Origin of the sequence: Microbacterium sp. 18062, from assembly GCF_902706225.1 — a bacterium.
Classification (GTDB): domain Bacteria; phylum Actinomycetota; class Actinomycetes; order Actinomycetales; family Microbacteriaceae; genus Microbacterium.
Genome location: NZ_CACSKB010000053.1, coordinates 1 through 25778, shown reverse-complemented (window position 1 = coordinate 25778; position 25778 = coordinate 1). Strand labels below are relative to the sequence as shown.

Annotated in this window: 26 protein-coding genes; 8 read left to right on the top strand and 18 right to left on the bottom strand. The window is 72.4% G+C overall.

Going from position 1 to position 25778, the window contains the following annotated elements; translation table 11 throughout:
* Window positions 1-232: 232 nt before the first annotated feature.
* Entirely contained in the window at window positions 233-1636 is a 1404-nt protein-coding gene (locus tag GVL03_RS16005; RefSeq protein WP_159502007.1) for an MFS transporter, read from the bottom strand.
* A 124-nt stretch (window positions 1637-1760) separates the two neighbouring features.
* The gene (locus GVL03_RS16000) at window positions 1761-3047 is read right to left on the bottom strand and encodes a condensation domain-containing protein (RefSeq protein WP_159502006.1); all 1287 of its coding nucleotides are present in this window, start codon (window positions 3045-3047) and stop codon (window positions 1761-1763) included.
* Window positions 3048-3098: 51 nt separating this feature from the next.
* Between GVL03_RS16000 and GVL03_RS15995 the strand changes: the two genes are divergently transcribed.
* From GVL03_RS15995 to GVL03_RS15985, 3 genes are all read left to right on the top strand, one after another.
* On the top strand, window positions 3099-3878 hold the full coding sequence (locus tag GVL03_RS15995) for an alpha/beta fold hydrolase (RefSeq protein ID WP_159502005.1): 780 nt from the start codon (window positions 3099-3101) through the stop codon (window positions 3876-3878).
* Window positions 3879-4159: 281 nt separating this feature from the next.
* Window positions 4160-4570 (top strand): hypothetical protein, encoded by a 411-nt coding sequence (locus GVL03_RS15990; RefSeq protein ID WP_159502004.1) that lies wholly within the window; start codon window positions 4160-4162, stop codon window positions 4568-4570.
* A 66-nt stretch (window positions 4571-4636) separates the two neighbouring features.
* Window positions 4637-5335 (top strand): GNAT family N-acetyltransferase, encoded by a 699-nt coding sequence (locus GVL03_RS15985; protein WP_159502003.1) that lies wholly within the window; start codon window positions 4637-4639, stop codon window positions 5333-5335.
* 3 nt (window positions 5336-5338) lie between these two features.
* Here GVL03_RS15985 and GVL03_RS15980 read toward each other — a convergent pair whose 3' ends face one another.
* Genes GVL03_RS15980 through GVL03_RS15960 form a run of 5 tightly spaced genes read right to left on the bottom strand, consistent with a single transcriptional unit; the run spans window position 5339 to window position 8449 of the window.
* The gene (locus tag GVL03_RS15980) at window positions 5339-6280 is read right to left on the bottom strand and encodes a hypothetical protein (RefSeq protein WP_159502002.1); all 942 of its coding nucleotides are present in this window, start codon (window positions 6278-6280) and stop codon (window positions 5339-5341) included.
* Complete coding sequence (locus GVL03_RS15975) at window positions 6277-7023, bottom strand: hypothetical protein (protein WP_159502001.1); 747 nt, start codon at window positions 7021-7023, stop codon at window positions 6277-6279. Before GVL03_RS15975 ends, GVL03_RS15980 begins: the two co-directional genes overlap by 4 nt.
* Before the next feature lie 46 nt (window positions 7024-7069).
* The gene (locus tag GVL03_RS15970; RefSeq protein ID WP_159502000.1) at window positions 7070-7390 is read right to left on the bottom strand and encodes a hypothetical protein; all 321 of its coding nucleotides are present in this window, start codon (window positions 7388-7390) and stop codon (window positions 7070-7072) included.
* 2 nt (window positions 7391-7392) lie between these two features.
* Window positions 7393-8133, bottom strand: coding sequence for a hypothetical protein (locus GVL03_RS15965; RefSeq protein ID WP_159501999.1), 741 nt, complete (start codon window positions 8131-8133; stop codon window positions 7393-7395).
* Window positions 8134-8158: 25 nt separating this feature from the next.
* Window positions 8159-8449: a WXG100 family type VII secretion target gene (locus GVL03_RS15960; RefSeq protein ID WP_159501998.1), complete on the bottom strand. Its 291-nt coding sequence runs from the start codon at window positions 8447-8449 to the stop codon at window positions 8159-8161.
* Window positions 8450-8655: 206 nt separating this feature from the next.
* Here GVL03_RS15960 and GVL03_RS15955 point away from each other — a divergent pair, with 206 nt between their 5' ends.
* Together GVL03_RS15955 and GVL03_RS15950 are read left to right on the top strand one after the other, a co-directional pair.
* Window positions 8656-9018 carry a hypothetical protein gene (locus tag GVL03_RS15955; protein ID WP_159501997.1) on the top strand — a complete coding sequence of 121 codons (363 nt, stop codon included), beginning with the start codon at window positions 8656-8658 and terminating at the stop codon, window positions 9016-9018.
* Window positions 9019-9038: 20 nt separating this feature from the next.
* Window positions 9039-9467: a DUF1801 domain-containing protein gene (locus tag GVL03_RS15950; RefSeq protein ID WP_159501996.1), complete on the top strand. Its 429-nt coding sequence runs from the start codon at window positions 9039-9041 to the stop codon at window positions 9465-9467.
* A gap of 168 nt (window positions 9468-9635) precedes the next feature.
* Here GVL03_RS15950 and eccCa read toward each other — a convergent pair whose 3' ends face one another.
* From eccCa to GVL03_RS15900, 10 genes are all read right to left on the bottom strand, one after another.
* A complete protein-coding gene (eccCa, locus tag GVL03_RS15945) occupies window positions 9636-13610 on the bottom strand; it encodes a type VII secretion protein EccCa (protein WP_159501995.1) in 3975 nt (1324 codons plus the stop codon).
* On the bottom strand, window positions 13607-14689 hold the full coding sequence (locus tag GVL03_RS15940; RefSeq protein ID WP_159501994.1) for an RDD family protein: 1083 nt from the start codon (window positions 14687-14689) through the stop codon (window positions 13607-13609). Before GVL03_RS15940 ends, eccCa begins: the two co-directional genes overlap by 4 nt.
* Complete coding sequence (locus GVL03_RS15935) at window positions 14686-16059, bottom strand: hypothetical protein (protein ID WP_159501993.1); 1374 nt, start codon at window positions 16057-16059, stop codon at window positions 14686-14688. Before GVL03_RS15935 ends, GVL03_RS15940 begins: the two co-directional genes overlap by 4 nt.
* A gap of 231 nt (window positions 16060-16290) precedes the next feature.
* Complete coding sequence (locus tag GVL03_RS15930; RefSeq protein ID WP_159501992.1) at window positions 16291-16581, bottom strand: WXG100 family type VII secretion target; 291 nt, start codon at window positions 16579-16581, stop codon at window positions 16291-16293.
* A gap of 2 nt (window positions 16582-16583) precedes the next feature.
* Window positions 16584-16901: a WXG100 family type VII secretion target gene (locus GVL03_RS15925; protein ID WP_159501991.1), complete on the bottom strand. Its 318-nt coding sequence runs from the start codon at window positions 16899-16901 to the stop codon at window positions 16584-16586.
* Between the two features lie 53 nt (window positions 16902-16954).
* Window positions 16955-18448, bottom strand: a complete 1494-nt coding sequence (locus GVL03_RS15920; protein WP_159501990.1) for a hypothetical protein — start codon at window positions 18446-18448, stop codon at window positions 16955-16957.
* A complete protein-coding gene (locus GVL03_RS15915) occupies window positions 18445-19746 on the bottom strand; it encodes a S8 family serine peptidase (RefSeq protein ID WP_159501989.1) in 1302 nt (433 codons plus the stop codon). The genes GVL03_RS15920 and GVL03_RS15915 overlap by 4 nt, the downstream gene beginning before the upstream one ends.
* On the bottom strand, window positions 19740-20123 hold the full coding sequence (locus tag GVL03_RS15910; protein WP_159501988.1) for a hypothetical protein: 384 nt from the start codon (window positions 20121-20123) through the stop codon (window positions 19740-19742). The genes GVL03_RS15915 and GVL03_RS15910 overlap by 7 nt, the downstream gene beginning before the upstream one ends.
* Window positions 20124-20214: 91 nt before the next feature.
* Window positions 20215-20496, bottom strand: a complete 282-nt coding sequence (locus GVL03_RS15905) for a WXG100 family type VII secretion target (RefSeq protein WP_159501987.1) — start codon at window positions 20494-20496, stop codon at window positions 20215-20217.
* 46 nt (window positions 20497-20542) lie between these two features.
* Window positions 20543-20857: a WXG100 family type VII secretion target gene (locus GVL03_RS15900; RefSeq protein ID WP_159501986.1), complete on the bottom strand. Its 315-nt coding sequence runs from the start codon at window positions 20855-20857 to the stop codon at window positions 20543-20545.
* Window positions 20858-21128: 271 nt separating this feature from the next.
* Here GVL03_RS15900 and eccD point away from each other — a divergent pair, with 271 nt between their 5' ends.
* The 3 genes from eccD to GVL03_RS15885 are packed head-to-tail and all read left to right on the top strand — an operon-like array spanning window position 21129 to window position 25145.
* Window positions 21129-22469, top strand: a complete 1341-nt coding sequence (eccD, locus tag GVL03_RS15895) for a type VII secretion integral membrane protein EccD (protein ID WP_159501985.1) — start codon at window positions 21129-21131, stop codon at window positions 22467-22469.
* A gap of 4 nt (window positions 22470-22473) precedes the next feature.
* On the top strand, window positions 22474-23808 hold the full coding sequence (eccB, locus tag GVL03_RS15890; RefSeq protein WP_159501984.1) for a type VII secretion protein EccB: 1335 nt from the start codon (window positions 22474-22476) through the stop codon (window positions 23806-23808).
* The gene (locus GVL03_RS15885; RefSeq protein ID WP_159501983.1) at window positions 23805-25145 is read left to right on the top strand and encodes a S8 family serine peptidase; all 1341 of its coding nucleotides are present in this window, start codon (window positions 23805-23807) and stop codon (window positions 25143-25145) included. The genes eccB and GVL03_RS15885 overlap by 4 nt, the downstream gene beginning before the upstream one ends.
* A gap of 76 nt (window positions 25146-25221) precedes the next feature.
* Here GVL03_RS15885 and GVL03_RS15880 read toward each other — a convergent pair.
* On the bottom strand, window positions 25222-25778 hold a 557-nt coding region (locus tag GVL03_RS15880), incomplete at its 5' end, for an FHA domain-containing protein (protein WP_159501982.1).

The window sequence follows — 25778 nt, the reverse complement described above, 5'->3', positions numbered from 1 at the left end:
GGACAATCATGACCGCCACCGCGGTGGGGTGCACCGCGGTGGCGGTCATGATTGTCCTCCTGGGGATGGGGGCCTCGTCGGCTCCTGGTTGTTCTCTTTGTGGTCAGACCACACGATACTCCCCTGGGAGAATGCTGACAAGAGCTGTTTTCCGGCCTTCCCGTCCCGGCACCCCGCGTGCAGTCTCGCGGTTCGGGCCGGGCCTCGGGCGGGGGCGCAGACCGGCCGGGTCTCAGTCGGGCAGCGATGGATGCGCCTCGTGCGGGTCGCGGCGGCTCGGGATGCACAGGGCCACGGCGAGGGCGGCGACCGCGACCGCCCCGCCCAGCACGAACGAGATCGTGAACGCCTCGCCGGTCGGGGTCGGCACCCCTTCGTGCAGGCTCGTGTGCGAGGCGAGCACCGCGCCGATCACGGCGGCGGCCGTCGATGTGCCGAGGGAGCGGCAGAGCGCGTTGAGCCCGTTCGAGGCGCCGGTCTCGGATTGCGGCACCGAGCGCATGATGAGCATCGGCATCGCGGCGTAGCCGAAGCCGATGCCCGCGCCGATGAGGATGTTCGCGATGAGGATGTGCCACACCTCGCTGGAGAACAGCAGGGTGAACCCGTACGCGAGGATCAGCGCGCTCGCGCCGAAGACGAGCAGCAGCTTCGGTCCCACGGTCTGCGCCAGTCTTCCGGAGAACGGTGAGAGCACCATCATCACGAGCCCCGAGGGCATGACGATGAGGGATGCGGACACCAGCGACAGCCCGAACCCCGCGCCGGTGGCGGCGGGCAGCTCGAGGATCTGCGGGTAGACGACGTTCGAGGCGAACAGGCCGAACCCCATCGCCACCGACGCGATGTTGGTGAGGAGCACGGCGGGCCGCGCGGCGATGCGCAGATCGAGCAGCGGGTTCGACGCGCGCAGCTCGTACCAGCCCCAGAGGCCGAGCACACCGAGGCCGCCGAGACCGCAGACGAGCACGGCGGGCGAGGTCCACCCCCACTCGTTTCCGCGGGACACCGCCAGCAGCACGCCGACGAGCCCCACGGCGAGGCCCGCGGCCCCGATGTAGTCGAAGCGACCGGCGGTGCGCAGCACGCTCACCGGCACGATCCACAGCACCAGCACGAAGACGATCGTGCCCAGTCCCGCGGCGAACCAGAACAGCATGTGCCAGTCGGCGTTCTCGGTCACGAGCGCGCTGATCGGCAACCCCAGCGCGCCTCCGACACCGAGCGTCGCGCTGATCAGCGCGATCGCCGAATCCACGCGTTTCTCGTGCAGGACGTCGCGCAGGATGGAGATCCCGAGCGGGATGACGCCGGCGACCGCTCCCTGCAGCGCGCGGCCGACGATGAGCGTGACGATGTCCTGCGACAGTGCCGAGACGACCGAGCCGAGCACGAGCACCGCGAGCAGCACCAGGACGATCCGGCGCTTGCCGTACATGTCGCCGAGCCGGCCGGCGATGGGGGTGACGACGGCCGAGGCGAGGAGTGTGGCGGTGATCACCCACGCCGTGTCGTCCCGGCTCGCGTTCAGCAGCTCGGGCAGCTTCGCCTGGATCGGCACGACGAGCGTGAACATGAACGACGCGGCCAGCCCCGCGACCGCCAGCACGGCGACGATCGCGCCCTGCGAGGGCATTCGCGTGAGTCGCCTGCGTCTGTCCTCGTCGCGATTGCCCATCGGTTCAGGCTATCGGCGTCAGCGGCCGTCGGGCGCGCACCGTCCAGGAGTGCGCGGGGACCCCTCCTGGGGGACCTCCGCGTCACCGCGGAGGAGGGGTGGCGGCGGCGCGCAGGCCGTCGTGCACGGCGGTGAGCCAGGTGCCGACCGAGGCGCGCGCCTCGGGGGTGTCCGGATACCGGCAGCGCAGGTGCAGACCGGTGTCGTTCACCACGAACCAGATCATGACGCCGTCGGTGCGGATCACCGCCGAGATCCAGTGCGGGTCCGCGTCCGCCGGAACCTCCACCGGCAGCCGCCGGGTGTCGAGCCACGACACGGCGAACATGCCGGGCGCGTCGGGCATGCCGCCGTAGGGCGCGAAGATCGGCGCGAGCGGGAACGACCCGAGCTGCAGCGCCCGCTTGACGTCGGCCGCACAGGCACGGGGATCGGGGTCGGTGCATTCGATCACGGCGTTGGTGATGAACCATCCCACCGCGTCCCACCAGCGCTTGTCGTCCCGGCTGTGCACGGGGAAGACCGCCCGGAGGGGGGCGCCGGCGAGCCGCAGCGACACGTCGGTGAGCACGCCGAGAGCCACGGCGGTCACCCGGACGCCGGCGGCCTCCGCGACCCGGGTGAGATGCACGACGCCCTCGGCGTCGAGCACGTCGCGCACCTCGACCACCTCCGGCCGAGGCTCCGAGACATCCCCGAGCGGCAGGGGGAACCGCGGCATGACGCCGCCCTCCGCGGCGAGCAGGCGCTCCCAGGTCGCGCCGACCTCGGACGGTGCCGGCGGCATCCGTTCGAGCAGGGCGGTGTGCGCGGCGAACGGCTCGGCCGGCGCCAGGGCGGGTGTCGTGCCGTCCCGCACCTGTGCGATCGCGGTGCCGAGGTCGCGGCCGAGCACGAGCAGCGACCACATGTCGACGTGCGCGTGGTCGGCGCCGATCAGCACGACCGGCTCGCCCTCGTCGGGGTCGACGACGCACAGCCGGTACGACCCCGGCGAGTACGGCCGGCACTCCGCGTCGAAGACCTCGCGCACCGCGGCCGCGACCGTGTCGCCCACCGGATGCTGCCGCCAGCGACCGGGCGACGCGTCGCCCTCGTAGAGCCGTACGCCGTCGTCCTCGACGAAGACGGTGCGAAGCGTGCCATGCCGGGCGACGACGGCGTCCCAGGCGGCCGCCACCTCGTCGTGCGCGGCCCCCGGCACCCGGAACGAGATCGCCATCCACGATCCGGCCCGATCCCCCTGGCCCACGTGCCGCCCCTGGTCGAACGAGACCGGCAGCGGACGGTCGGTGCGCCGGACGTCCACGGCGTAGCTGTGCAGTCGCCCCGACGGCAGGGACAGGCGGGCGACGTTCGTCAAGCGCATGGCGTCGTAGTCTAGGGGGCGCAGATGTCGCGATGAGGACGGGGAGGGGCGATGCCCGGCTTGCAGGTGCGCGGCGCGACCCTCGACTACGACATCACCGGGGACGACGGCCCGCTCGTGGTGCAGCTGCACGGTCTCACCTCGAGCCGTGCGCGCGACGCGCAGCTCGGGCTCGACCTCGGACGGGCCCTGCGCGGACACCGCGTGCTGCGCTACGACGCGCGGGCGCACGGACGCTCCACCGGCACCGACCGCGAGAAGGACTACGGCTGGGGCGCCCTCGCCGAGGACCTGCTCGCGCTCCTGGACCGGGTCGCCCCCGGCGAGAGCGTGCACGGCGTCGGGCCCTCGATGGGAACCGGCACGCTTCTGCACGCCGCCGTCGCCGACGCGCGTCGGTTCGCGACCCTCACCCTCGTCACGCCGCCGACCGCGTGGAAGCGTCGGCGCGCTCAGGGGGATCTGTATCGCGCGAACGCCGACCTGGTCGAGCGGGGCGGGATCGCCGCACTCCTCGAGCTCGGCGACACCGCCCCGGTGCCGCCCGCGCTCGCCGACGCTCCGGAGACCCGCCCCGCCGTGCCGCCCGAGCTGCTTCCCACCGTGCTGCGCGGCGCCGCCGGCACCGATCTGCCGAAGCCCAAGAGGATCTCCCGCATCGATGTGCCGACGCTCGTGCTCGCCTGGACCGGCGACCGCACGCATCCGCTGAAGACCGCGCGGACGCTCCGCGAGCTCATCCCCGCCGGACGCCTCGTCGTGGCGCGCAGCCCCTACGGCGTCATGGCGTGGCCGGGCCTGTTCGCCGAGCACGTCACCACCCGCGGCTGAACGCCGGATGGCGCATGCTGCACCGATCGCGGCCGCGGCCGCCGCGACCGAGATCCGGAGCACCGCGATGTCACGGCCGAGCCACGACCCGAAGCGACCCGTGCGGGCCTTTCCTGCCCGGAGAACCGCGCTCAGCGCCGTCGAGATCGCGCGTGTGCTCGCTTCATGCACGCCGCCCTGTTACCGCCGCGCTCACGCGCATCGTCGTCATCATCCCGAAGGGGGTGACGACGGAGGACGGGCATGATCGCGGGCTTGGACGGCGCCGCTATGCTCGCCGCATGATCATGTTCCTCCAGCGGACGCTCATCTTCCTCGCGTCGGCAGCGGTCGGGCTGATCGCCGCGGCGCTCCTGCTTCCCGGCTTCCGGATCGACTGGAGCAGATGGTGGGGGTTCCTCCTCACGATCGTCATCTTCGCCGTCATCCAGAGCATTCTGTCCCCCTGGATCGCCTCCGTCGCGCGCCGCAACGCACCGGCGCTGCTGGGCGGGATCGGGATCTTCGCGACCCTCATCGCGCTGATCGTCGTCGCGGCGATCCCCGGCATCGGCATCACGATCGGTGCGCCCGTCGTGCTCACGTGGATCCTCGCGCCCGTGATCGTGTGGCTCGTCACCGCGCTCGCGACGCTGCTGCTGCCGATGCTGTTCGTCAAGAAGAAGGTCGAGACCCGCCGCAAGGACTCCTGAGCCGTCGCGCGTCATCCTCTCGCCGTGACCCGGCGCGGCGGGCAGCTGCGGTGCGAGACTGGACGCATGAGCGTCCCCGGCATCCGCATGCTCGAGTCCGTCGACGACGCGTTCACGGCCTCCGACGTCCTGTCGCAGGTGTGGGACGGGGACCGCTCCGGGATGCCGCCGAACCTTCTGCGCGCCCTCTCCTCCGCGGGAGAGTACACGGCGGGGCTCTTCGTCGGCGAGCGGATGGTGGGCGCCTCGGTGGCGTTCTTCGCCGAACCCGCCGCGCGCTCGATGCACTCCCACATCACGGGCGTGCTCGGCGAGTTCCGCGGGCACGGGCTCGGAACGCTGCTGAAGCGGCATCAGCAGGAGTGGGCGCTGGCGCGCGGAGTGGGCCGGATCACCTGGACCTTCGATCCGCTCGTGGCGCGCAACGCCCACGTCAACCTGACGGTGCTGGGCACGAGAGCCGTCGAGTACCTCGTGAACCAGTACGGTCCGATGGACGACGGGGTCAACCGCGGAGACGAGACCGACCGCATCCTGGTCTCCTGGGAGCTCGCGTCGGCGTCCGCCGCGCCTCCGCGGCCCGACCAGGTCGTCGCGGTGGTGGCGGTGCCGGCCGACATCGAGGCCGTGCGGCGGGAGGCGCCCGTGGAGGCCGCGACCTGGCGGCACACCGTGCGGGAGCAGCTGCAGGGGCATCTCGCAGCGGGCCTCGTCATCGGCGGCTTCGATCCCGTTCGCGGGTATCTGCTCGTGAACCGTCGTTAGCGCTCAGCCCGCGTCGAGCCCGAGCGTGAGCGCGCCCGCGGAGTCGGTGCCGAGCGTGCCGGTGAACCGGAACTCCGCGCTCGTGGTCTGACCGTCGCGGACGACCTCGACGCTGCCGGGTCGCGTCTCGAACCGCCACGTCCGGGCATCGTCGGTCCAGACGCGCTCGATGAACAGGTAGTCGGTGGAGGGCTGCGCACCCGGGGCCGGCGCCGCGCCCGTGAGCCCGGCCGGGCAGGTGGATCCCGCGAACGCGGCGTCGACGCAGGCGGCGAACGCCTGCTCGAGCAGGGGAGCCATCCGGGCGCCCAGCGTCGAGAGCGCGATCTCCGGGACGGCCGGAAGGGCAGTCGCGTCGCCGTCGATGCCGGTGACGCCGCCGCCGGGCACCGCGTAGAGGAACTGCTCCGGCCGCTCCAGCACTCCGGTCGGGTCGCTCACGGCGACGCGGTAGTTCCCCGGCCAGGCGAGCGCCTGGACGTGGGCGTCCTCGACCGGCACGCGGCAGTCGTCGTCGATGGTCAGCTCGGCGACGACGGGGGCGTCGAAGCCGACGTCGAGCCGCCAGGAATCCGGGATGACGACGCGCCACTGCCCGCCGACCCGCTCGAGGTCGACATCGTCGACCTGCTCGGCGGGAGTCCGGTACGCGACCTCGGCGGACGCCCGATCTCCGTCGACGGCGATCGATCGGATCTCCGGGGCGGCGATCGACGGGGCGGGCTGCTCCTGGTCGATCATGCCCGTGCAGGCGAAGTCGGATGCCGCCGCGGTCGACAGGGAGAACGCGGTGGGCAGCTCGCCGTCCGCGAGAGCGCGCAGGAACGTGGTGAGCGTCTCCTCGGCGTCGCCGGCGTCCGCTGCGCCGCCCGGCGGTGCGCATGCCGTCAGCGACACCGCGAGCACGGCGGCGGCGCACATCAGGACGGCGCGAACGCGGCTCACGACAGGAGGGCGATGGTCGGCCACTTGCCGGCGACGCTGCCGGAGAGATCGGCGAGCTCGTTCTCGAGCGTGAACATCTGGCTCTTCGTCTGCACCCACTTGTCCTTGACGAGCACGACGATGCCCTGGACGAAGTCGACCAGGTTGCTGATGGTCGTGATGATCTCGTCGACGATGTTCAGCCACTTCGTCGGGTCGGCGCTGAGGAAGTTGCCGACGCTCGTCGCGACGAGCTGCGCGTAGTCGATGAAGGCCATGGCGAGATCGACCCAGAGGTCGATGATCTGCAGCCCGTGGTCACCGAGATGGGTCGCGAACGAGCCCGCATACCCGACCACTCCGCTGATCGCGTCGGCCTGCACGCCCGGCATGTCCCGGTAGACGGCTCCCTCGCGGCCGACCCACGACTGAGAGGCCGGGAACGACGACGCGGATGCGCTCTGCACGTAGACGAGCTGGCCGGAGAGCTCCGACTTCACGGTCAGCCACGAGTCCTTCGACTCGAGGAACCAGAAGGGCCAGCCCGGCGACGCGAGCTGTCCCAGCTCGATGGCGAGGTCGCCGAAGACCTGCTGCATGCGGTCCATCGCGCCGCCGATCTTCTCGATCAGATCATCGTCGGCGCACATGCCCCAGTCGTTGTTGTTGAACTTGTCGATGCACTTGTTGATCCCGTCGTTCATCTCCGTCGTCTTGTCGTCGATGTCCTGGACGTTCTCGTTGAACTCCGCTTCGCTGACCATCGTCGCGCTCCTCGTCTCGTCTGTACGGGGTCGTCGGCCGTCCGGATCAGCCCGGATTCTGCGACTTCCACTGGGCGTACTCGTCGCTGGCGAGGTACTCGGTGCGCGTGTCCTCCAGCGCGCCGGCGATCTCCTCCATCGCGTCGCGCCCGCTCTTGAGGTACTCGACCGTCCAGCTCGCGAGCGTGTTGTACTGCTCGCGGAAGCCCGCCGCGTACGAGATCCCGTCGGTCACCATCATGGGCACGGTCTCGACGCCGGCCGCTGTCGAGCGGGCGCCGTCGACGACCGTGCCGATCTCCCGCCACTTGGCGGCATCCGTGACGAAATCGTCCAGGACGACCGAGAAGTCCAGTTCGTCGCTCATGATCAGCCTTCCTCTGTGTGTCGTCCGGTCAACGCGGCGAGTCGCCGCGCATTCCGCTCGCGCAGTTCCGTCAGGGCGGGGAACTCCTCGGACAGCCGCCTCTGGTCGTCGGCGTCGCGTCGGCGCACCTCGTCGAGCGCGGCGAGGATGTCCCGGGCGACCTCCTCGGAGGAGCGGAACGTCAGCGCGTCGGGCTCCGCCTCGAGGACGAGCAGGTTGGCCCGACTGCGGACGACCTGGAAGAGCCTGCCGGGGCTGGTGAAACGGTCGTGCCGGGACAGGCCGTCCGCTGCCGCCCGATACCGCCGGTACTCGGCACGCGCGGCGGCGGCGAGGTCGAACTTCTCGGTCAGGTCGTCCAGCGACTCCGGCGGGGGAAAGCGGGTGCGGTACTCGTGGAGCGTCGGCCGGGGCGGGTCGACGTGCCGGGGTCCGAGATCGATCTCGTTCGGCTGGGCGTTCTCCAACCACACCTCGGCGATGCGCAGGGAGGCCTGCCCGGACGCCTGGTTGATCGCCCGGGCCAGCTCGCGCGGCTCGATGCGCCGGCTCCAGTCGGAGGCGAGTCGCACGTCGACGACGTCTCCGTCCGCGGACAGCGTGACGCCGAGCGCTCCCGATGCGTCCTCGCCCTCGAACTCCCGGCCCTCGGGCCACTCGTCGCGCATCTTCGCGAGGGCGTGCCGCAGCCCGGCGACCTCGTCCGCGACCCGGGCCAGCCCGTCGGGCGCGTCGCCGCTCATCGCCCGCTCCCCGGACATGTCGTCGTCATCTCCAGATCTTCCCCTCGATCGTGCGGCTGGCCTCGCGGTATCGGGCGTCGATGTCGACGATCCGGTCCGAGTACTCGCGCAGGATGCGGTTCAGCTCCTGCAGGTTCGCCGTCCACTGGCGCTGGGCGCGATCGTAGGCGTCTGACGCCTCGCCCGACCATTCGGAACGAAGGTTCGAGACCTTCTCGTCGAGCGTGGCGAGGTCCTCGCCGATCTCACGACTGGCCTGGGCGAGCGAGTCGCGCAGGTGCTCCAGCCCCTCCCCGGAAACCGACAGATCTGCCATGAGCTCGGCATCCTTCCTCTTCCGCTCGCAAGCGACGCGTTGCGCGCAGCCTTCGCGCGATAGCGGTGGGTCTCCGTCCGCGTCCGTCACGGAGCCGGGCACCCCTGCCCAGATTAGGGCCCGGGGCACCGGTGCGACGGGAAAGCGGCAGATTGTGGACAACTCGTCGAAGCACGACTGCGCGGCCTCATCGTAGAGTGTGCGTCATGACCCTGGCCGCGGACTGGACTCCGTACCGGCGCGCGGATCGGGAGCTCATCGGATGGATCCGGCCCGTGGGAGACCTGTGGGTGCCGGTCGATCTGCTCGGACGGGACGCCGGTGCGGCGCAGGAGTGGCTGGCCGCCGAGGCGGTGCTGGAGGCGAAGGGCATCGGCTGGCTCGCGGACGTCTGGATGCTGGATCGGCCCGGCGCGGACCCGCTGCGCGTGAAGCTCGTGGAGGTCACCCCGGATCGGGTCGTCGTGCAGACGGACGACTTCGGTGCGATCGACGTGCCCGTGACCCGGTACGAGCTTTCCTGGCCCGCCCCGCCGTCCCTGCGCCTGCGCCGTCCCGCCGACGCCTAGCGGGCTGCCACACTGGCAGTATGCATCGCACGGGCGGCGACGTCGCCGCAACCATCGCCCAGGTGACCCCCGCCGCCCGCCGGCGGGACGCCGAACGGCTCGCCGCGCTTCTCGCCGACGTCACCGGCCGAGAGCCCGAGCTGTGGTCGGGCGGGATCATCGGGTTCGGAGCATGCCATTATCGCTACCCGACCGGTGCCGAGGGGGACTCGCCGATCGTCGGCTTCGCCCCGCGCAAGCGTGCGTGCACGCTCTACCTGCTCGACGGCATCGACGCGCACGCCGCGGACCTGGCGGTGCTCGGTCCCCACAGCACGGGGGTCGGATGCCTCTACGTGAGCGACCTCGGCGCGGTGGACGAGGCGGTGCTGCGGCGTATCCTGACGACGTCGTTCGACAGCGTCGGAAGCGTGGACGACGCCGACGGCATCCTGACCGTCATCGACTGACGGGAGGGTCTCACCGCCTCGGTGTCACCAGCCGAGCCACCGCTGACGGCTCGCCGGTGGGCCTGCGCTTCGTCCTGACCTTCGCAGGCGGTGGAGAATCGTCGTTCACGACTACCGTCACGCCACCGGACCAGACAGACGATAGGAGCGTCGCGGATCGGGTGTTCCTCACTGCATCCGCGGCGGGGAGAACGCCAGCTGCGCCGCTACCAGGCCGTGCTCGCGGCTGACGATCTGCGCGCGACCGGGCGCCGACGGCACGGCCTTCACACGACCGATGAGCGGCCCCTCCTCGGGGCTTCCGCCGAGCAGGATGCCGGTGACGCCGAGATCGGTGAAGCGCTGAATGATCGGGTCGTACGCGGCGCGGCTCGCGCCACCGGTGCGTCGCGTGATGATCACGTGCAGGCCGACGTCGCCCGCCTGAGCCAGGAGCGGCTGCAGGACGGCGAGCGGGTTCCCCTGGCTCGTGGCGACGAGGTCGTAGTCGTCGACGATCACGAAGCCCTCCGCGCCCTTCCACCAGCTGCGCTCACGAAGCTGCTCCGGCGTGACGTCGGGGCCGGGGATGCGGCCCGAGAAGAACGCCGAGAGCTCGGCCAGGCCGCTCGTGGCGGGCTCGTGGGAGGTGAGGTAGGCGCCGAGGTACTCCGAGGGGATCTCGCCGAGGAGAGAGCGCCGGTAGTCCACCGCGAAGATCTTCGCCTCGCTCGGGCCGTACAGGCGCATGATCTCCTGTGTGAGCCCGCGCAGGAACGACGACTTCCCGGTGCCCGAGTCGCCGTAGAGGAACAGGTGCGGCTCCTTGCGCGGGTCGATCCCGAACGGTGCGAGCTGCGCCTCGTCGACGCCGAGGAGGACGCGCCGATCGGCCGCGCCGGCCTGGCCGCGGACCGCCTCGAGCTCGATGTGCTCGGGGAGCAGGCGCAGCTTCGGACCCGCGGGGCCCTGCCACGCCGCCGTCACGCGGGCGATCATGTGCTCCACGCCGTCGACGAGCGCGGCGGCGTCGCTCGATCCGTCGATGCGCGGCAGCGCCGCCAGCATCTGCAGGCGCTTCGCGCTGAGGCCGCGACCGGGGTGACCGGCGGGCACGTTCGCGGCCTGCTTGCGGTCGATCTCCGAGTCGGTGGGGTCGCCCAGCCGCAGCTCGAGGCGGGTCTGGATGAGATCCTTCAGGCTCGCGCGGATCTCGAGCCAGCGGTTCGCGGTGACGATCACGTGCACCCCGAAGCTGAGGCCCCGTGCGGCGATCGTCTGCACGCGGGTCTCGAGCGCCTCGTACTCGGTGCGCAGCGTCGCCCAGCCGTCGACCACCAGGAAGACGTCGCCGTATCCGTCGTCGACGACGCCCTGGCTGCGGCGCAGCCGGTAGGTGTCGATCCCGTCGATCCCGTTCTGGCGGAAGAATCTCTCGCGCTCGTCGATGATGGACTCGACCTCGGCGACCGTGCGACGCACCGCCTCGGCCTCTGTGCGGGTCGCGACGCCGGCGACGTGCGGATGCCGCTGCATGCCGGTGAAGCTGCCGCCGCCGAAGTCGAGCACGTAGAACTGCAGCTCGAGCGGGTTCGCGGTGAGGGCGAGCGCCGAGACGAGGGTGCGGGCCATTGTCGATTTGCCGCTGAGGGGGCTGCCGACGATCGCGACGTGGCCGGCCGCGCCGCCGAGCGAGACGACGAGGCGTTCGCGGCGCTGCTCGAGCGGTACGTCGACGATGCCGAGCGGGACGGTGAGGGCGCCAGCCGCGCGCCACCCCGCGGAGACGAGGCCCAGTGCCGGGTCCTCCGCGAGATCGGGCATGAGCTCGTCGAGCGGGGAGGGATCGGTCAACGGCGGCAGCCAGACCTGGTGCGCCTCCGGTCCGCGCCCCGCCATCCGCTCGACCGCGATCTGGAACGTCGAGCGCTCCTCCTTCGGCTGGGAGACGTCGCCGCGCACCGGCTCCGACGACTCCTCGACCGGTTCGAGCGGCTGCGCCGCGGCCGTGAACAACTCGATCTGGGCGGTGTAGTCGGTGGCCTCCGCCGTGCTGGAGGAGCCGCCGCCGCGGATCTTCGTCTTCGGCGTCCCCGACACGTAGGCGGCCTTGAACTGCACCAGGTTGTCGGTGTCGGCCTTCAGATAGCCGACACCCGGCTCCTGAGGCAGCGTGTAGGCGTCGGGCGTGCCGATGATGGTGCGGGACTCGGCCGCCGAGAACGTGCGGAGGCCGATGCGGTAGGAGAGGTAGGTGTCGAGACCGCGGAGCTTGCCCTCCTCCAGCCGCTGCGAGGCGAGGAGGAGATGCACCTGCAGCGAGCGGCCGACGCGGCCGATGTTGATGAAGCTCTCGACGAACTCGGGCTTGGCGGCCAGGAGCTCGGAGAACTCGTCGGCGACGATCAGCAGCGCGGGCAGAGGCTCGAGGTCGGTGCGGCCGCCCCTGCGGGCCTTCTCATAGTCCGACACGTTCGCGAAGTTGCCGCTGGCGCGCAGCAGCTCCTGCCGGCGTACGATCTCGCCCTGCAGGGCGTCCTGGAATCGGTCGACGAGGGCGAGCTCGCTGCCCAGGTTCGTGATGATCGCGGAGACGTGCGGCATCCCCGCCATCCCCGCGAAGGTCGCGCCGCCCTTGAAGTCGACGAGAACGAAGTTCAGCTGTTCGGGGGAGTGCGTGAGCGCGAGCGCCAGCACGAGCGTGCGAAGCACCTCGGACTTGCCCGACCCGGTGGCGCCGATCATCACGCCGTGCGGGCCCATGCCCTGCTGCGCGGCCTCCTTGAGGTCGAGCACGAGCGGCGCCCCGTCGGTGTCCTGGCCGATCGGCACGCGCAGCCGGTCGCGTTCGAGCCGTCCCGACCAGGCGCGGTCGAAGTCGATCTCGCGGACGTCGGGGAGCCCGAGGAGCTCGACGAGCTCGCGCTGTCCCTGGAGGGCCGACGTGGCGTCCGCGAGCGCGGTCGGGTTGGTGTGCAGCGGCATGAGACGGCGCGCCGTGGCCTCGGCCTCCGCGATCGAGGTCGTGTCGGCCGTGAACTCGCGCGACCCGACGGTGAGATCGATCAGCTCGGCGTGACGCTCTGCCGCATCCGCCGCCGGCAGCGCGATGCGCAGCACGTCGGGGTTCTCGAGCTCGGCCCACCGGCTCGGCAGGTCGATGACGGTGACGCCCAGCATGCCGTCGCCGCCGACGACCGGGTCGCCGATCGGCAGGCGCACACCGTCGACGATCAGCAAGATGTGCGGGAGGGCGCCTCCGCCGCGGCCGAACCTCGGGCGCTCGCGAAGGCCTGCCGGGAGGAGCTCCTCGAGGTCGTCGAGCGAGGACGCGATGAGGCGCGCGGGGCCCAGCTTGTCGCTGACCCGGGTCGAGAGCGCGTGCGGCAGCCACTTCACCCACTCCCAGGCGGGCTGCTGCGCGTCGCCGGCGAGGATGGCGACGACGAGGTCCTCGGGATCGTGCAGGGTGGCGGCGCCGACGACCATCGCCCGCGCGAGGGCCCGCACGGCGTCCTCGTCGGAGCCGACGATCTCGATCTTCGCGTAGTCGCTGAGGACGACGCCGAAGGGCAGGGCCGGCTGCATCTCGTGCGTGAGCATGAAGCGGTGGGCGGCGGATGCGGCGACCGGGTCGAGCTGTGCGAGGGGCGGGAGCTCCGGCGCCTCGAGGCTGATGCACAGGGGCTGGTCGGCGGTGCCGATGCGGGTGAGCAGGAAGTTCTCGTCGCCGGGCTGACGCTCCCAGACGCGGGTGCGCTCCTCGGCGATGTAGGGCAGCGACGACGGTGCGGGCGTGATCCATCCGCCGTGGCGGCGCTGCTTGCGGGCGGCGGTGCGCACGGTCTCGCGCAGCTCGCCGAGGTAGGCGAGGTATTCCCGCCGGTTGCCGAGCACCTGGGCGTTGCGCTGCGCGCGCTGGCGCCATCCGTTCACCGCGACGAAGCCGAGGGAGGAGAGCAGGAACATGCCGCCGGTGATGAAGCCGGTGGGGCCCGCGTTCGAGATCGTCACCATCACGATCGCGCCGACGCTGCCGAGCATCGGAAGGAGCGAGGTGAGCATGCTGCTCCCGCCCTCGTTCGGCACGAGCTCGGGCGGCGGCTGCACGACGATCCGTCCGCTCGGCACGGACGGCGGCGCCAGGCGTGGGCCCTTGCTCACGAGGGGTCTCCGATCAGCCGGCTGACGGTGAACATGCGGTTGCCGATGCGCACGCGTGTGTCGTCATCGACGTACGTACGGGCGTGCGGAGCCAGGGGGCGGGCCTCGCCCTCGTCGTCGACGAGGTCGGTGCCGTTGGTCGATCCCGCGTCGGTGACCCAGGTGCCCGAGCGGTCGTGCTCGAGGCGCAGGTGGGTCTTCGACACGCTCGAGTCCGGGTCGCGCACGACCAGCACCGCGTCGGCGGCCTCGGTGCGCTCGGGGTTGCGGCCCAGGTTCACGGCGACCGGGATCGGCAGCTGGGCGCGCTGCCCGGTGTCGAAGACGAGCAGCAGCTCGCCCGCCGGCAGGGCGTCGTCCGAGGAGGCGGCGTCGGACGCGAGGGGGACGGCACCGGTCGGGCGACCGGTCGGCTGCCCCGTGCTGTCCGCATCGGGTGCGGGTGCGGCGGCCGGTGCCGCCGGCATCGGGGTGCCCCACGGCTGCGCGACGGGAACGGCGGGCGGCTCCGGCGCGGGCGTGGGCGCGGCGCCGCGGCCCTGGGCTGCGGGCACGGGCGCGGGCGACCACGGCCGGGCGACGATCGTGGGTGTCGGGAGCGACATGACGTCGGATGCGGATCCCCGCCGTCCGGCCCGGCCGCGCTCTGCGGCGGGCCTGCGCGGCACCGCGATCACGACGGTCTGCGCGGCGCGATCGGCCCACGACCGGCGGAGCCCGGACCGGTCGCCGGCGGCCGAGCCCTGCACGACCCAGGCGCCCGCGGCGAACACGAGACCGCCGAGGGCGACGAGCGAGCCGCGCACGAACGAGCGTCCGGCGCCGGGGGAGTACGGGGCGTCGATGCGCGCGACGCGCAGGCCGAGGAGCGCCTTGCCGGGGCCGAGGCCCGTGCGCGCCTGCAGGACCCAGAGCGCCAGCACCGCCTCGGCGCCGACGAGGAGGCCGAAGACCGGTGAGGCCGTCGTGATCCAGACGATGCCGACGAGGGCGACGACGATCGCGACGTCGATGCTGAACGCCGCCAGCCGTGCTCCGACGCTCGCGGGCTGCCCGGTGAACTGCGGCGGCAGGCTCATGAGTTCATCATTCCACGCAGGATGTCGATGGCATCCGCCGCCAGCAGGCCCGCGGGAAGGGACAGGGCGATGGCGATCCACTCGAACGCGTCGCCGAACCGCGACCAGAAGAGCGACTGCGCGCCGCGGGCGGCCGGGATCACCGCGAACGCGGTCGCGGCGCCGACCGCGAGGCAGATCCCGGCGAGGATCGTCATCGTCAGGGGCCCGGTGTCGCGGACCGCCGCGAGCACGGCGGCGGCGATGATCGTCCCGGCGGCGGCCCGCGGCATCCAGCGCAGGAACGGCACGGAGGCCCGGCGTGCGCCGAGCAGGAGCGCGAGCACGGTGGTCGCCGCCAGCGCGATCCGCCCGGACATCACGATCGGGTCGGCGGAGTCGAACGACGGGAACGCCAGGGGCGCGCAGACGGCGGCGGCGACGCAGAGGATGAAGGTGCCGGCGATGAGCCGCCCGGTCGACCGGGCGACGAGGTCGCGCGCGTCGGATGCGGCGATCGAGGTGATCTCGTCGGGCAGGGTCTGCCGGACGCTCCAGCGCGTCGTCTGGTAGCGCTCGTAGTCGACGAACATCCCGGGCGGCACGTCGACCAGGCTGGAGAGCAGGATGCGCAGCGCCACGGGGACGAGGCCGAGGGTCGCGGCCGCCGGGGCGATCGCGTCGAGGTGGAGGAGGAGCGCGAGCGCCCAGACGGTCGCGAGCGTCAGCAGGATCGTGGTGCTCGCGCCGAACTCGGCGTGCAGGGCCGCCGGGCGGCCGATGAGCCGCAGGAGTGCGGCGAGGACCGCCGCCGACACGAGCCCGACGAAGACCGCGAGCGTGGTGGTCGCGGCGGGGAGGGCAGGCACGAGGGTGACTCCCGCGGCGAACGCGAGCAGCAGGACGCCGATGATCGCGGGGTGGCCGCCGGGGCGGGCGGACCGTGCCCGCGCCGAGAAGAGCAGGCCGGAGAGGACGGCGCCGAGGCCCGCGAGGAGCCCGACGGCGACCCGGACGCCCGGATCGAACGCGTCGGGGGCGAACAGCGACACGGCCGAGAGCACCACGCCGACGCCCGCGATCGTCCACCAGGCGCCGGGTGCGTCGGAGGCGGTCTCCGCGCTTCTCCGTTTCCGTCGGCCGCGTGCGGTGATGCGCTGGGAGAGGTCCACGACCGCGAGCACGGTGCCGTCGGCGAGGTCCTCGACCCGCGCGAGCGGGCTCACCTCGCGTCCGTCGCGTTCCATGAGGACGTCGCGGCCGACCTCGGGGCGGATGCCGAGGATGCGGAGCGCGTCGTTCAGCGTCGCGTCGAGAGGGATGAGCAGATCGTGCCGATCGGCGCCGTCGACGATCGCGATACGCCGGCGCTCGGTGACCTCGACCGCCACCGGTCAGCGACCCCCGCCGACCGGGCGTCGGCGATCGTCTCGCGCGGCAGCGCGCTGCGCCGCGCGGTGGTCTGCGCTGGTCATGGTTTCCGTCCCCGGGGAGATGTGGTCGCGGTCCGCCCAGCGTATCGCCCGGGGCCCCGCCCGCGAGACGGCGCGTGCGCGCCGAGGACAGGGGAGAACCCCGGCGTCTCGGCGCGCGGACACCGTCTCGTCAGTCGGTCGCCGGCCTCAGCGGCGGAAGAGCTTGGCGGACTTGCGGTCGGTCTCGACGTAGTTCTCGGAGATCTGGGCGGTGGCGGTGGCGATGCTGGCCAGGACGGTCTTCATGTGCTCGAACGTCGCCGACCACTGGCGCTGGGCGTTGTCGTAGGCGACGCGGGCGGCGCCGTCCCAGGAGCCGCGGAGGCGGTTGGCCTCCTGCTCGAGACTGCGCAGGGCCGCTTCGATGCGCTGGCTCTCGCGGCGCAGCTCGGCGGCGGAGGCGGACAGCGCTGCGGGGGAGACGCTCAGGTCTGCCATGGTCACTCGCCTCCCATCAGGGCGCCGAGCCCGCCGATCGTGGACCGGTGCTGGTCCTCGATCGCGGCCTGGTCGCGCTCGGTGCGGCGCAGCGCCTCTTCGAGGTGCACGAGCGTGTCGTTGATGCGGCGGGCGCCGGTGGTCCAGGTGTTCACCAGATCCGCGTAGGAGCGGGACGCGTCTCCGGACCAGATCGCCTGGATCTGGTCGAGCTCGGCCTGCACCCGGCGGGTGCTGTCGGTGATGTCGAGATGCGCGCCCGACACCGCCTCCGCGCCGCGCAGCAGCGCGCCCTCGGTTGCGGAGATCTGCTCACTCATCGACGTTCCCCTTCATCCGGTCCTCTTGCATGATCCGTGGTTCCTGCATCATGTCAGTCCCTTCCCCCGGACCCGGCGGCCTCGGAGCGGGGACCGAACTCGGCATCGTCGTCCAGCTTCGGGGCGATGGGGCCCCCGAGACCCCGGCCCTTCTTCTCCGACCGGTCTCCCGCGCCCCGTGGCGCACCGCCGCCCGCGGCCGTGCCGCCCCCGCGCGCACCTGCTCCGTTCGCCGCGCCCGCGCCGCCGGCACCCGTGCCGCCACGGGTGCCCGAGACGCCGCGACCCGCCGCACCGCCCGCGTTCGCCTTCAGACTGCTGCCGCCGCGACCGCCGCCGCCCTTCGTGCCGCCCTGGCCGCCGACCCCGCCTCCGGCGAGACCGCCGGTGCGACCTGCGCCGGCCGTCCGACCTGCGCCGCCGGCGACGCTTCCGCCGCCGCCGACACCGCCGGCCAGACCACCGGTCCGGCCCGCTCCGCCGAGGCCGCCGGCGAGACCGCCCGTACGGCCCGCGCCGCCTGCGCCGACGCCGGCGCCGCCGATGCGGCCGAGTCCGCCGACACCGCCTCCGCCGGCCGCACGGCCGAGTCCGCCCAGCGCCGCAGCGCCGCCGCCGCCCGCGACCAGACCGCTCGTCAGGCCGCCTCCGCCTCCGCCTCCGATACCGCCGAGGCCGCCCCCGCCTCCGCCGCCGCCGCCGCCGGGGATCGTGCCGATACCCGGGACACGGTCGATGCCCGTGATCGGGCCATCCGGAGTCGGGATGATGGTCACCGGACCGTCCGGAGTCGGAAACACGATCGGCGGCGGATCGTTCGGCGAGGTGATGGGCGGCCGCCACACCTCCGGCGGCTGCCGGGGCGTGTCCGGCTCGAACCCGACCAGCTCCTCCTGTGGGGGCACTTCCCGCGGATCCACATTGAAGTCCGGGTACTGCTGAAAGCTGGGCCCGGAGGGCCGTCCGCCCGTGGGGAAGTCGGATCCGTCGTCGTCACCGCCGGGCTGCGGGGTGGGAATGTCCAGGGACAAGTCCAGACTGGGCGGGCCGGGCAGGTTGCTGCCGTCGTCGTCGAGTCGCGTGCTGAGCGTCTCCACGGCCTGCTTCGCCTGGTTCTCGCGCTGTGAGCCCATGAACCAGTTCGCGCCCGCGATGGCGCCCTCGCCGGCGATGATGGAGAAGCCGCCGAGGAACACCGTCGATCCGACCGCCGCGGTGCGGATGACTCGCTCCTGGTCCGCCGACAACCCGCCGGCGCCGAGGCCGGCGAGCTGCTGCTGGGCCTCGGCGCGCCTGTCGTTGGCCACCGTGATCGCGTCGGGCAGATCGTGCTCCAGGTAGTCGATGAGCGACTGCACCTGATTCTTCGCCGACTGGATATCGTCGACCGCGGCGGTGTCGGTCTGCCCGGTGAGCCCGGTGTCGCTCGACACCTGGTTCATCAGGGCGCGTAGCTGCTCCAGGGAGGTCTTCACCTGGCCGAGCGCAGGAAGCTTCCACTCGGTGCCCTCCGCGAGGTTGCGCAGACGCTGCTCCCACTCACTCATGGCTGTGCCTCTCGATTCTGACGATGACTTCTTCTGACGAGCACGATGGTGAGGACCACCGCGGCGACGACGACGATGAGGATCACCACGGCGACCGCGATCACCACGGTGAGGATCCCGCTTCCGGCATCGGCGGCCGGCGGGTCGGACACGGTCTCGGAAGGCTCGGGCGTCGCGGTGGCGAGTGCTGCCTCCGCCGCGTCGAGCTGTTCCTGATCGGGAATCGGGTACACGGTCTTGTCGAGCAGCGGGTTGGCGTCGTCGTAGACGGTCGGATCCTTGCTGAGGACGTGGTTCAGGGAGGCGACGCCGTAGCCGTAGCCGTCCTCGGGGTCGTATTCGAGCTCGTGGTCCTCGGTGCCGGTGTTGTGGATCAGGGACTGGATGAGCTGGTTGCCGGTCGCGTCGGGGTACTTCTGTGCCGTGGCGACGAGGATGCCGGCGACCAGGGGCGTGGCGAGGGAGGAGCCTCCGCTGAGGCCCGAATCGTCCCAGGTGCCGTCGGGCGCGCCGATCGAGGAGAACGGGATCCCAGGAGCGACGACGGTCGTCTCGAGCTGCGCGTTGGGCAGGCCCCAGCTGTCGGTGAGGAACTGACGGTCGCGGTCGACGCCGTTCACCGCGACGACCCCGCGGTAGGAGCTCGGGATGAAGGCCCCTTGATCGGTGTCGTTCTGCACGGCGGCGACGATCGGCACCTTGCGCACGATCGCCTCGGCGATGACGCTGCCGTCCTCGTAGGTCGTGTTGCCGCCGCCCTGCGAGATGCTGATGATGTCGGCGCCGTCGTCGAGGGCGCGTTTGATGAGCCACACTTTCGCCGACAGCCCCGCCTCTTCGGCCTCGGCGGTCTCCGTGCAGTCCGAGAGCGACCCGAGTCCGTAGTAGGTCACCGATGCCTCCGGGACGATGCCGCGGATGGCGCCCGCTCCGGTGCCGTTGCCGATCAGCAGGGCCGTGACGGTCGAGCCGTGCCGGGCGTTGTCGGTGACCTGGTCTGTGGTGGGCTCGCTCCCCGCGCAGCCGGAGCCCGGGGCGATCGTGAGGTCGGCGCCCTGGAAAACGGGCAGGTCGGGGTTGATCTGCGAGTCGATGACGGCGATCTTCACGCCCTTGCCCGTCCATCCCTCGGCGTGCACCTGCTCGACCCCGTACGCGCCGTACCACCACTGGCCATCGTCCTCCGCGGTCGCCGCCACCGCGGGCGACGCGGTGAGCAGAACGAGGCCGAGCGCGCCGACGGTCGCACTGAGACGGGTGGTGAGGCGGATCCGCGCATGATGGCCGGCGCTCACCATGCGTCGTCGGGCTTTGAGGAACTCGAGGAGCTCGAGCCGGTCGTCGGTGGATCCGCGACGATGCCCTGAACGAAGGCGTCGGCCCGGCGGGCGGTCAGCGACTCCGCGCCATCCGTGTCCTGCATCGCGGCGGCGGCCCGCTCGAACGCCTCCGCGTTGTTCTCGACGAACTTGCGCACTTTCTGGGTCTCCAAGGCGAGCTGCCCGGCGACCTTGATGAGATCCCCGCGGAAGGACCGCTGAGCGGGCTCATCGGCCGCACCGTCGACCTGGACGATCTCGGATCGTTCCGGCAGCACGGCCGCCTGCTCCTGCAGTCGTGCGATGTTCTGCATGAGCTGATCGAGTTGGAAGCCGATCAATCCGGCGAAGCTCATGATGGTTCCCCCGTGTCTGTGGAGTGGCTGCGGGCCGGGGGCCGGATGCGGGTGCATCGCGACCGCCGGCCCGCAGCGGGTGCATGGTGTCTCAGAGCGCGAAGCGTCCCGCGGCCGACTTGTCGGTGGACACGTAGCCCTGGGAGATCTCCTCGGTCTTGGAGGAGATCTGCTCCAGCAGCGTGTTCAGCGCGACGAGCGACTGCGTCCACTTGCGCTGCGCATCGTCGTACGCGTTCTGCGCCTCACCGTTCCACGAGGAGCGGAGCTTGCCGACCTCGGACTCGAGCTGCTCGAGCTCCGACTTGATCCCGCCGGCACCGGCACGGATCTGCTGAGCGAGGGCGATGACCTGCTCCGGACGAACTGACATCGACTGCATATCGAAACCTTTCCCCTGATTCCCGGACCGCGAGGCCTCAGGACCCCATCAACGACGACAGACCGGAGATGGTCTGCTGGTGCGACTCCTCCGACGCGGCCTGGTCGCGCTCGGTGCCCGCGAGGGCCTCCTCCAGCGTGATCAGCACGTCGTTGAGCTTGGTGGTCTCCTGGTTCCAGCGCTGCATGAGCTGCGTGTACGCGCCCGACGCGGCGCCGGTCCAGAAGCCGGAGACCTGCTCGATCTCGCCGCGGACCTTCTTGACCTGCGTGTCGATTCCGGCCTTCGCCGTGTTCACTGCCTGGGCACCGCGCTTGAGCGCGCCCTCTTCAGCGGAGATCTGATCTGCCACGACATCCCCCTTCATTGATCGGTAAGCGTTGCATCCGGCCGGCCACGCTCCATTCGGAAGAAGCACATGACAACCTGCCACCTGAACGCTAAGCAACCCGGAGGGCCACGCGCAACCTCTTGACCCCCTCTGGGAATGAGACTTCTCTCACACTGGCGTGCGATGCGTCCGCAGGGCGAGCACAGGAGTCGTCTCCGCCCCGACGGCGGACAGTAGACTGACCGCGCGAATCCGACCGCACCATGGACGACGCCGAGGGGAAGACCGCACTGTGGCCCAGACGATGAGCGCGCCGCGGGCGCTGTTGCGCATCTCGGTGCAGAGCGAGGGCCGCCGCCTCGACATCGGCGTGCCGGCCCAGGTGCCGTTGATCGAGTTCCTGCCCGGCTTCGCCCGGAGCCTCGGCGTGCTCGACCCGACCATGACCTACGCGGGCTACGCGCTGCAGAAGGCCGACGGCACGGTGCTCGACGTCGCCCAGGGGGCGGCGACGCAGGGCGTCGAGGACGGCGAGGTGCTGACGCTCGCCCGCGGGGGGCTGCTGGCCCAGCCACGCGTGTACGACGACATCGTCGAGGCCGTGATCGACGCGACGGGGCGGCAGAACAAGCCCTGGAGCGCCCAGGACAACGCCCGCACCGCGCTGGCGGTGAGCCTCACCCTGCTCGGGATCTGCGCGATCCTGCTCCTCGCCGCCGGCCCCTCGCTCGGGCTCGGCGCGCTGATCGCCGGCGGCGGGGCGGTCGCCCTTCTCACGGTCGCCGCCGTGGTCGGGCGCCTCGGCCAGCTCGAGGCGGGACAGGGGCTCGGCATCGCCGCCGCGGTGTTCGCCGCCCTCGCCGGGTACCTCGCCGTGCCCGAGGGCCTTCCGCTCTGGGGCTGGCCGCTCGCCGCCGCCGGACTCGCGATGCTCGTCGCCGGCGGAGCCGCCCTCGCGCTCATGCCCGATCGCTCGGAGGTGCAGCTCGTGCCCCTCTCGGTCGGCGGGGTCGTCGGCGTCACAGCCGCGATCACGGCGTTCCTGCCCGCCGGTGACGCGGCCGCATACGCTCTCATGGTGGGCATCGTCGCGACCCTCGGCGGATCCCTGCCCTGGCTCGTGCTCAGCTCCACCCGCATCCGGGTCATCTCCCCGCAGAGCGACGCCGAGGTCTTCGACGACCCGGTGCCGATCGACGCCGCCGACGTCGCGCGCCGCGCCGCGCGCGGGCAGCGCACGCTCGTCGCGCTGCGCATCGCGCTCGGCATCGTGGTGCTCGCCGCCACCCCTCTGGTCGCGGCGAGCAGCCCGGTCGGTGCCGCCCTGTGCACGCTCGCGTTCCTCGGCATGATGTTCCCGTCGCGCCAGGCCTACGCCCGCAGCAGCGTGCTCGCGATCATGGCCGTCGGCACCGCCGGCCTCGCGGTCTCCGGGCTCACGGTCTCGATCGCCCAGCCCGATCTGCGTCTCGTGCTCATGCTGGCCATCGCGGTGGCGACGGTGATCGTCGTCACGATCACGCTGCTCTCACCGAAGGCGCGCACGCGTCTCGCGCGGCTGGCCGACACGGCCGAGCTCGTGGTCGTCGCGGTGCTGCTGCCGCTCGGCGTGATCGCGGCCGGGCTGGCCTGACCCGATGGCGACCAAGAACGACCTCATCGAGGCGCAGACCTTCTCCCGACGGCGCCTGCTCACCGCGTTCGTCAGCGGAGCGCCCGGGGGCAAGGAGCTCGAGCCGACGGCGCCGTTGCGCGCCGTCATCGCGGCGGTCGCCCTGACCGCCGCGGTCGTGCTCGTCGGAGTCTTCTGGGGGCTCATCAGGCCGGGGCTGCCCGAGGGCTGGGACAACGGCAAGCTCATCGTCGTGACCGACACCGGCGCCCGGTTCATCACGCAGGACGGCGTGCTGCATCCGGTCATCAACACGGCGAGCGCGCGGCTGCTGCTGCCGGCGAGCGACTTCCAGGTCATCTCCACCGATCAGGCGAACCTCGACGGCGTCTCGCTCGGCACGACGCTCGGCATCGTGGGCGCGCCCGACGACCTGCCGGCGGCGGACCGGCTGCAGAACGCCGGCTGGAGCGCCTGCGTGGCCGACGACGCCGCGCTCGACGTGCGGATCGGCGAGACCCCGGCGCGTGCGGTGACCGGCAACGCGGTCGTGGTGGAGTCCGACGGAGACCGCTTCGTGATCGACGGCGAGCGCAGCTACGCGGTCGGGGACGACGGGAGCGATGCGATCCTGCGCGCCGCCGGGATCACGGCCCTCGACCCGGTCGAGGTGCCGGCGGACTGGCTCAACCTGTTCACGCCGGGCACGGCGCTCGCCCCGGTCGCGGTGGCGGACGCGGGAACCGCGGTGGCGGGCACCGATCTGCTCGCCGGCGACGTCGTGCACCTGCAGGGCACGCCGGAGTCGGATCGCTTCCTGGTGCAGTCAGACGGCACCCTCGCGGCGCTCACCCCGCTCGCCTGGCAGCTCTATCAGCTCGGCGGCGGTCGGTCGGGCAGCGTGGAGGAGGTCTCGCAGGCCGATGTCGCGGGACTCGAGACCACGGCGCGGCCCGCGGGGGGCGCGGACTGGCCCGTCGACGGGTTCCGCTCGATCGACGCCGAGGAGCGCGCGTGCGCCCTCCTCGCCGACGACGGTGCCCAGGTGCGCACCGTGCTCGCGACCCAGCCGGTGGCCGACGCGGTCACCGCCGGCGTGCACGTCGACGCGGATGCGGGTGCGCTCGTGCGCGCCGGGGGACGGGGCGACCAGAGCACGGGGCTCGTCACGCTCGTCGATGCGACCGGTACCGCCTACGCCCTGCCGGGTGCCACCGAGGAGACGGTGAACCGGCTCGGGTACGAGCTCGACGACATCGGCCGGGCGGGCGACGTCTGGATCGACCTGTTCGGCACCGGCCCCGCTCTCACCGAGGGGGCGGCCGGACTCTCGCCCACGACGGGGACGCCGGCCGGATGAGTCGCCTCCCGGGCCTGGCCGCGCTGTCGCTCGCCGCGGGCGTCGCCCTCGGCGCGCTGAGCGTCTCGCCCGTCACCGCAGCATCGCTGGCCACCGCACCGCTGGGCGCCGCGCCGGTGCAGGCCGCGACGGCGCAGGAGTGCAGCGCGGCGACCCGCATCCAGGGGCCGGTGCCGGTGCTCGACCTCATGCAGAGCGAGCTCGCGTGGGGCATCACGCGCGGCGCGGGCGTCACGGTCGCGGTCGTCGACTCCGGCGTGAACGCGGCGAACCCGCACCTCGCCGACGCGATGGCGGGGGGCGCGAACCTCGTCGGCGACGGCACGGACGGCTCGGGCTTCACCGATGTCTACGGCCACGGCACCGCGATCGCCGGTCAGATCGCGGCACGCCGCATCGAGGGCTCCTCGGTCGAGGGGCTCGCGCCGGAGGCGCGCATCCTCTCGGTGCGCGTCTACGCCGGAGTGGAGAACCAGCAGGTGGAGGCGGGCTTCGGGCCGTCGACGCCGCGTCTGGCCGACGGCATCCGGTACGCGGCGGATCAGGGCGCACAGGTCATCAACGTCTCGATGAGCACGACGGAGGACCAGCAGGGCCTGCGCGACGCCGTCGCCTACGCCGCATCACGCGGAAGCCTCGTCGTGGCGAGCGCCGGCAACCGCAACTCCGATCAGGCCGTGGAGGAGAACGACGCGGACGGCGAGCGCTTCCCGGCGGGGCTCCCGGGCGCGATCGGCGTCGCGGCGGCGGATCTCGATGCGGTCGTCACCGACGCCAGCATCCACGGGCCGCACGTCGCGGTCAGCGCTCTCGGCCAGGAGATCGTCTCCACCTCGTACCTGGGCGGAGACTGCACGTACGCGGCGGAGCAGCCGGCGACCAGCTACGCGGCCGCGTACGTCTCGGCCGCGGCGGCCCTCGTCGCCGCCGCGCACCCCGACGAGACGCCGGAGCAGTGGGCGTACCGGCTCGAGGCGACGGCGGTGCGGGCCGATCCCGATGCGCGCGACGACGTGGCGGGATGGGGCGTGGTGCAGCCGTACGAGGCCATCTCGCTGATCCCGGGCTCCGGCATCCGAGGACCCGTGAGCCCGTTCACGGATGCGACGGGAGCCGAGGCCGCGCCGCCGGAGGCCGAGCCCGTGCGGGTCGTCGACCGCCCAGCGCCCGACGCGGAGGCGACGTTCCTCGGCCTGACGGTGGGGCTGGGCGGTCTGGTGCTGCTCGCCGCGATCGGGGCCATCGGCGTGTTCATCGCGAGGCGTCGCGCCGCGGACTCCGCGACCCCGCAGCGCGTCGGGCGCGGTCTGTACGGGGACGATCCCGCCCCGCGCTGAGCCGGTGCCTATCCGGCCGGGCACGGCGGGCCGCCGGGAGACGGACGATCCGCCGTCCGTTCCGGGGATCTCGCCGTCAGGTGCCGGCCCGGCGCAGAACGACGACCGCGTCGCCGAGCACGAACCGCTCCACGACGGATGCGGTGCCGTCGGCCGGGAGCGGATGCTCGGTGCCGGCGGCATCGATGATCGAGACGCCGTTCGTCGAGCCGAGGTCCGTGATCGTCCAGGCTCCTCCGTTCCACTGCAGGCGCGCGTGGTGCTTCGAGACCGTGCGCGCCTCGTCCGAGACGGCCAGGTACTGCACGCCCGGATCGGTGGGGTTCGGGTTGCGTCCGAGCACGACGGTGCGCGCGGCGATCGGGACGCTCTCGCCGGAGGGGAGGAGCAGCTCCCAGCCCGTGCTCGTCGGGGTGCCCGCGTCGTCACTGCGGCGAGCCCTGCGGGTCAGCGGCGCCGGTTCTTCGGCCGCCTGTCCTGTGCGCGCCGGTGCTGCGGCTGCGGGTGCGGCTGTGGGTGCGGCGGCTGCGGGTGCGGGCGGGAGCGGTGCGGGGAACGACGGCGGCGCCGCGGGGGAGGCCGCGGCCGGGGCGACCGCGGCTGCCGGGGCTGCGGCCGGCGCGGCCGGAGCGG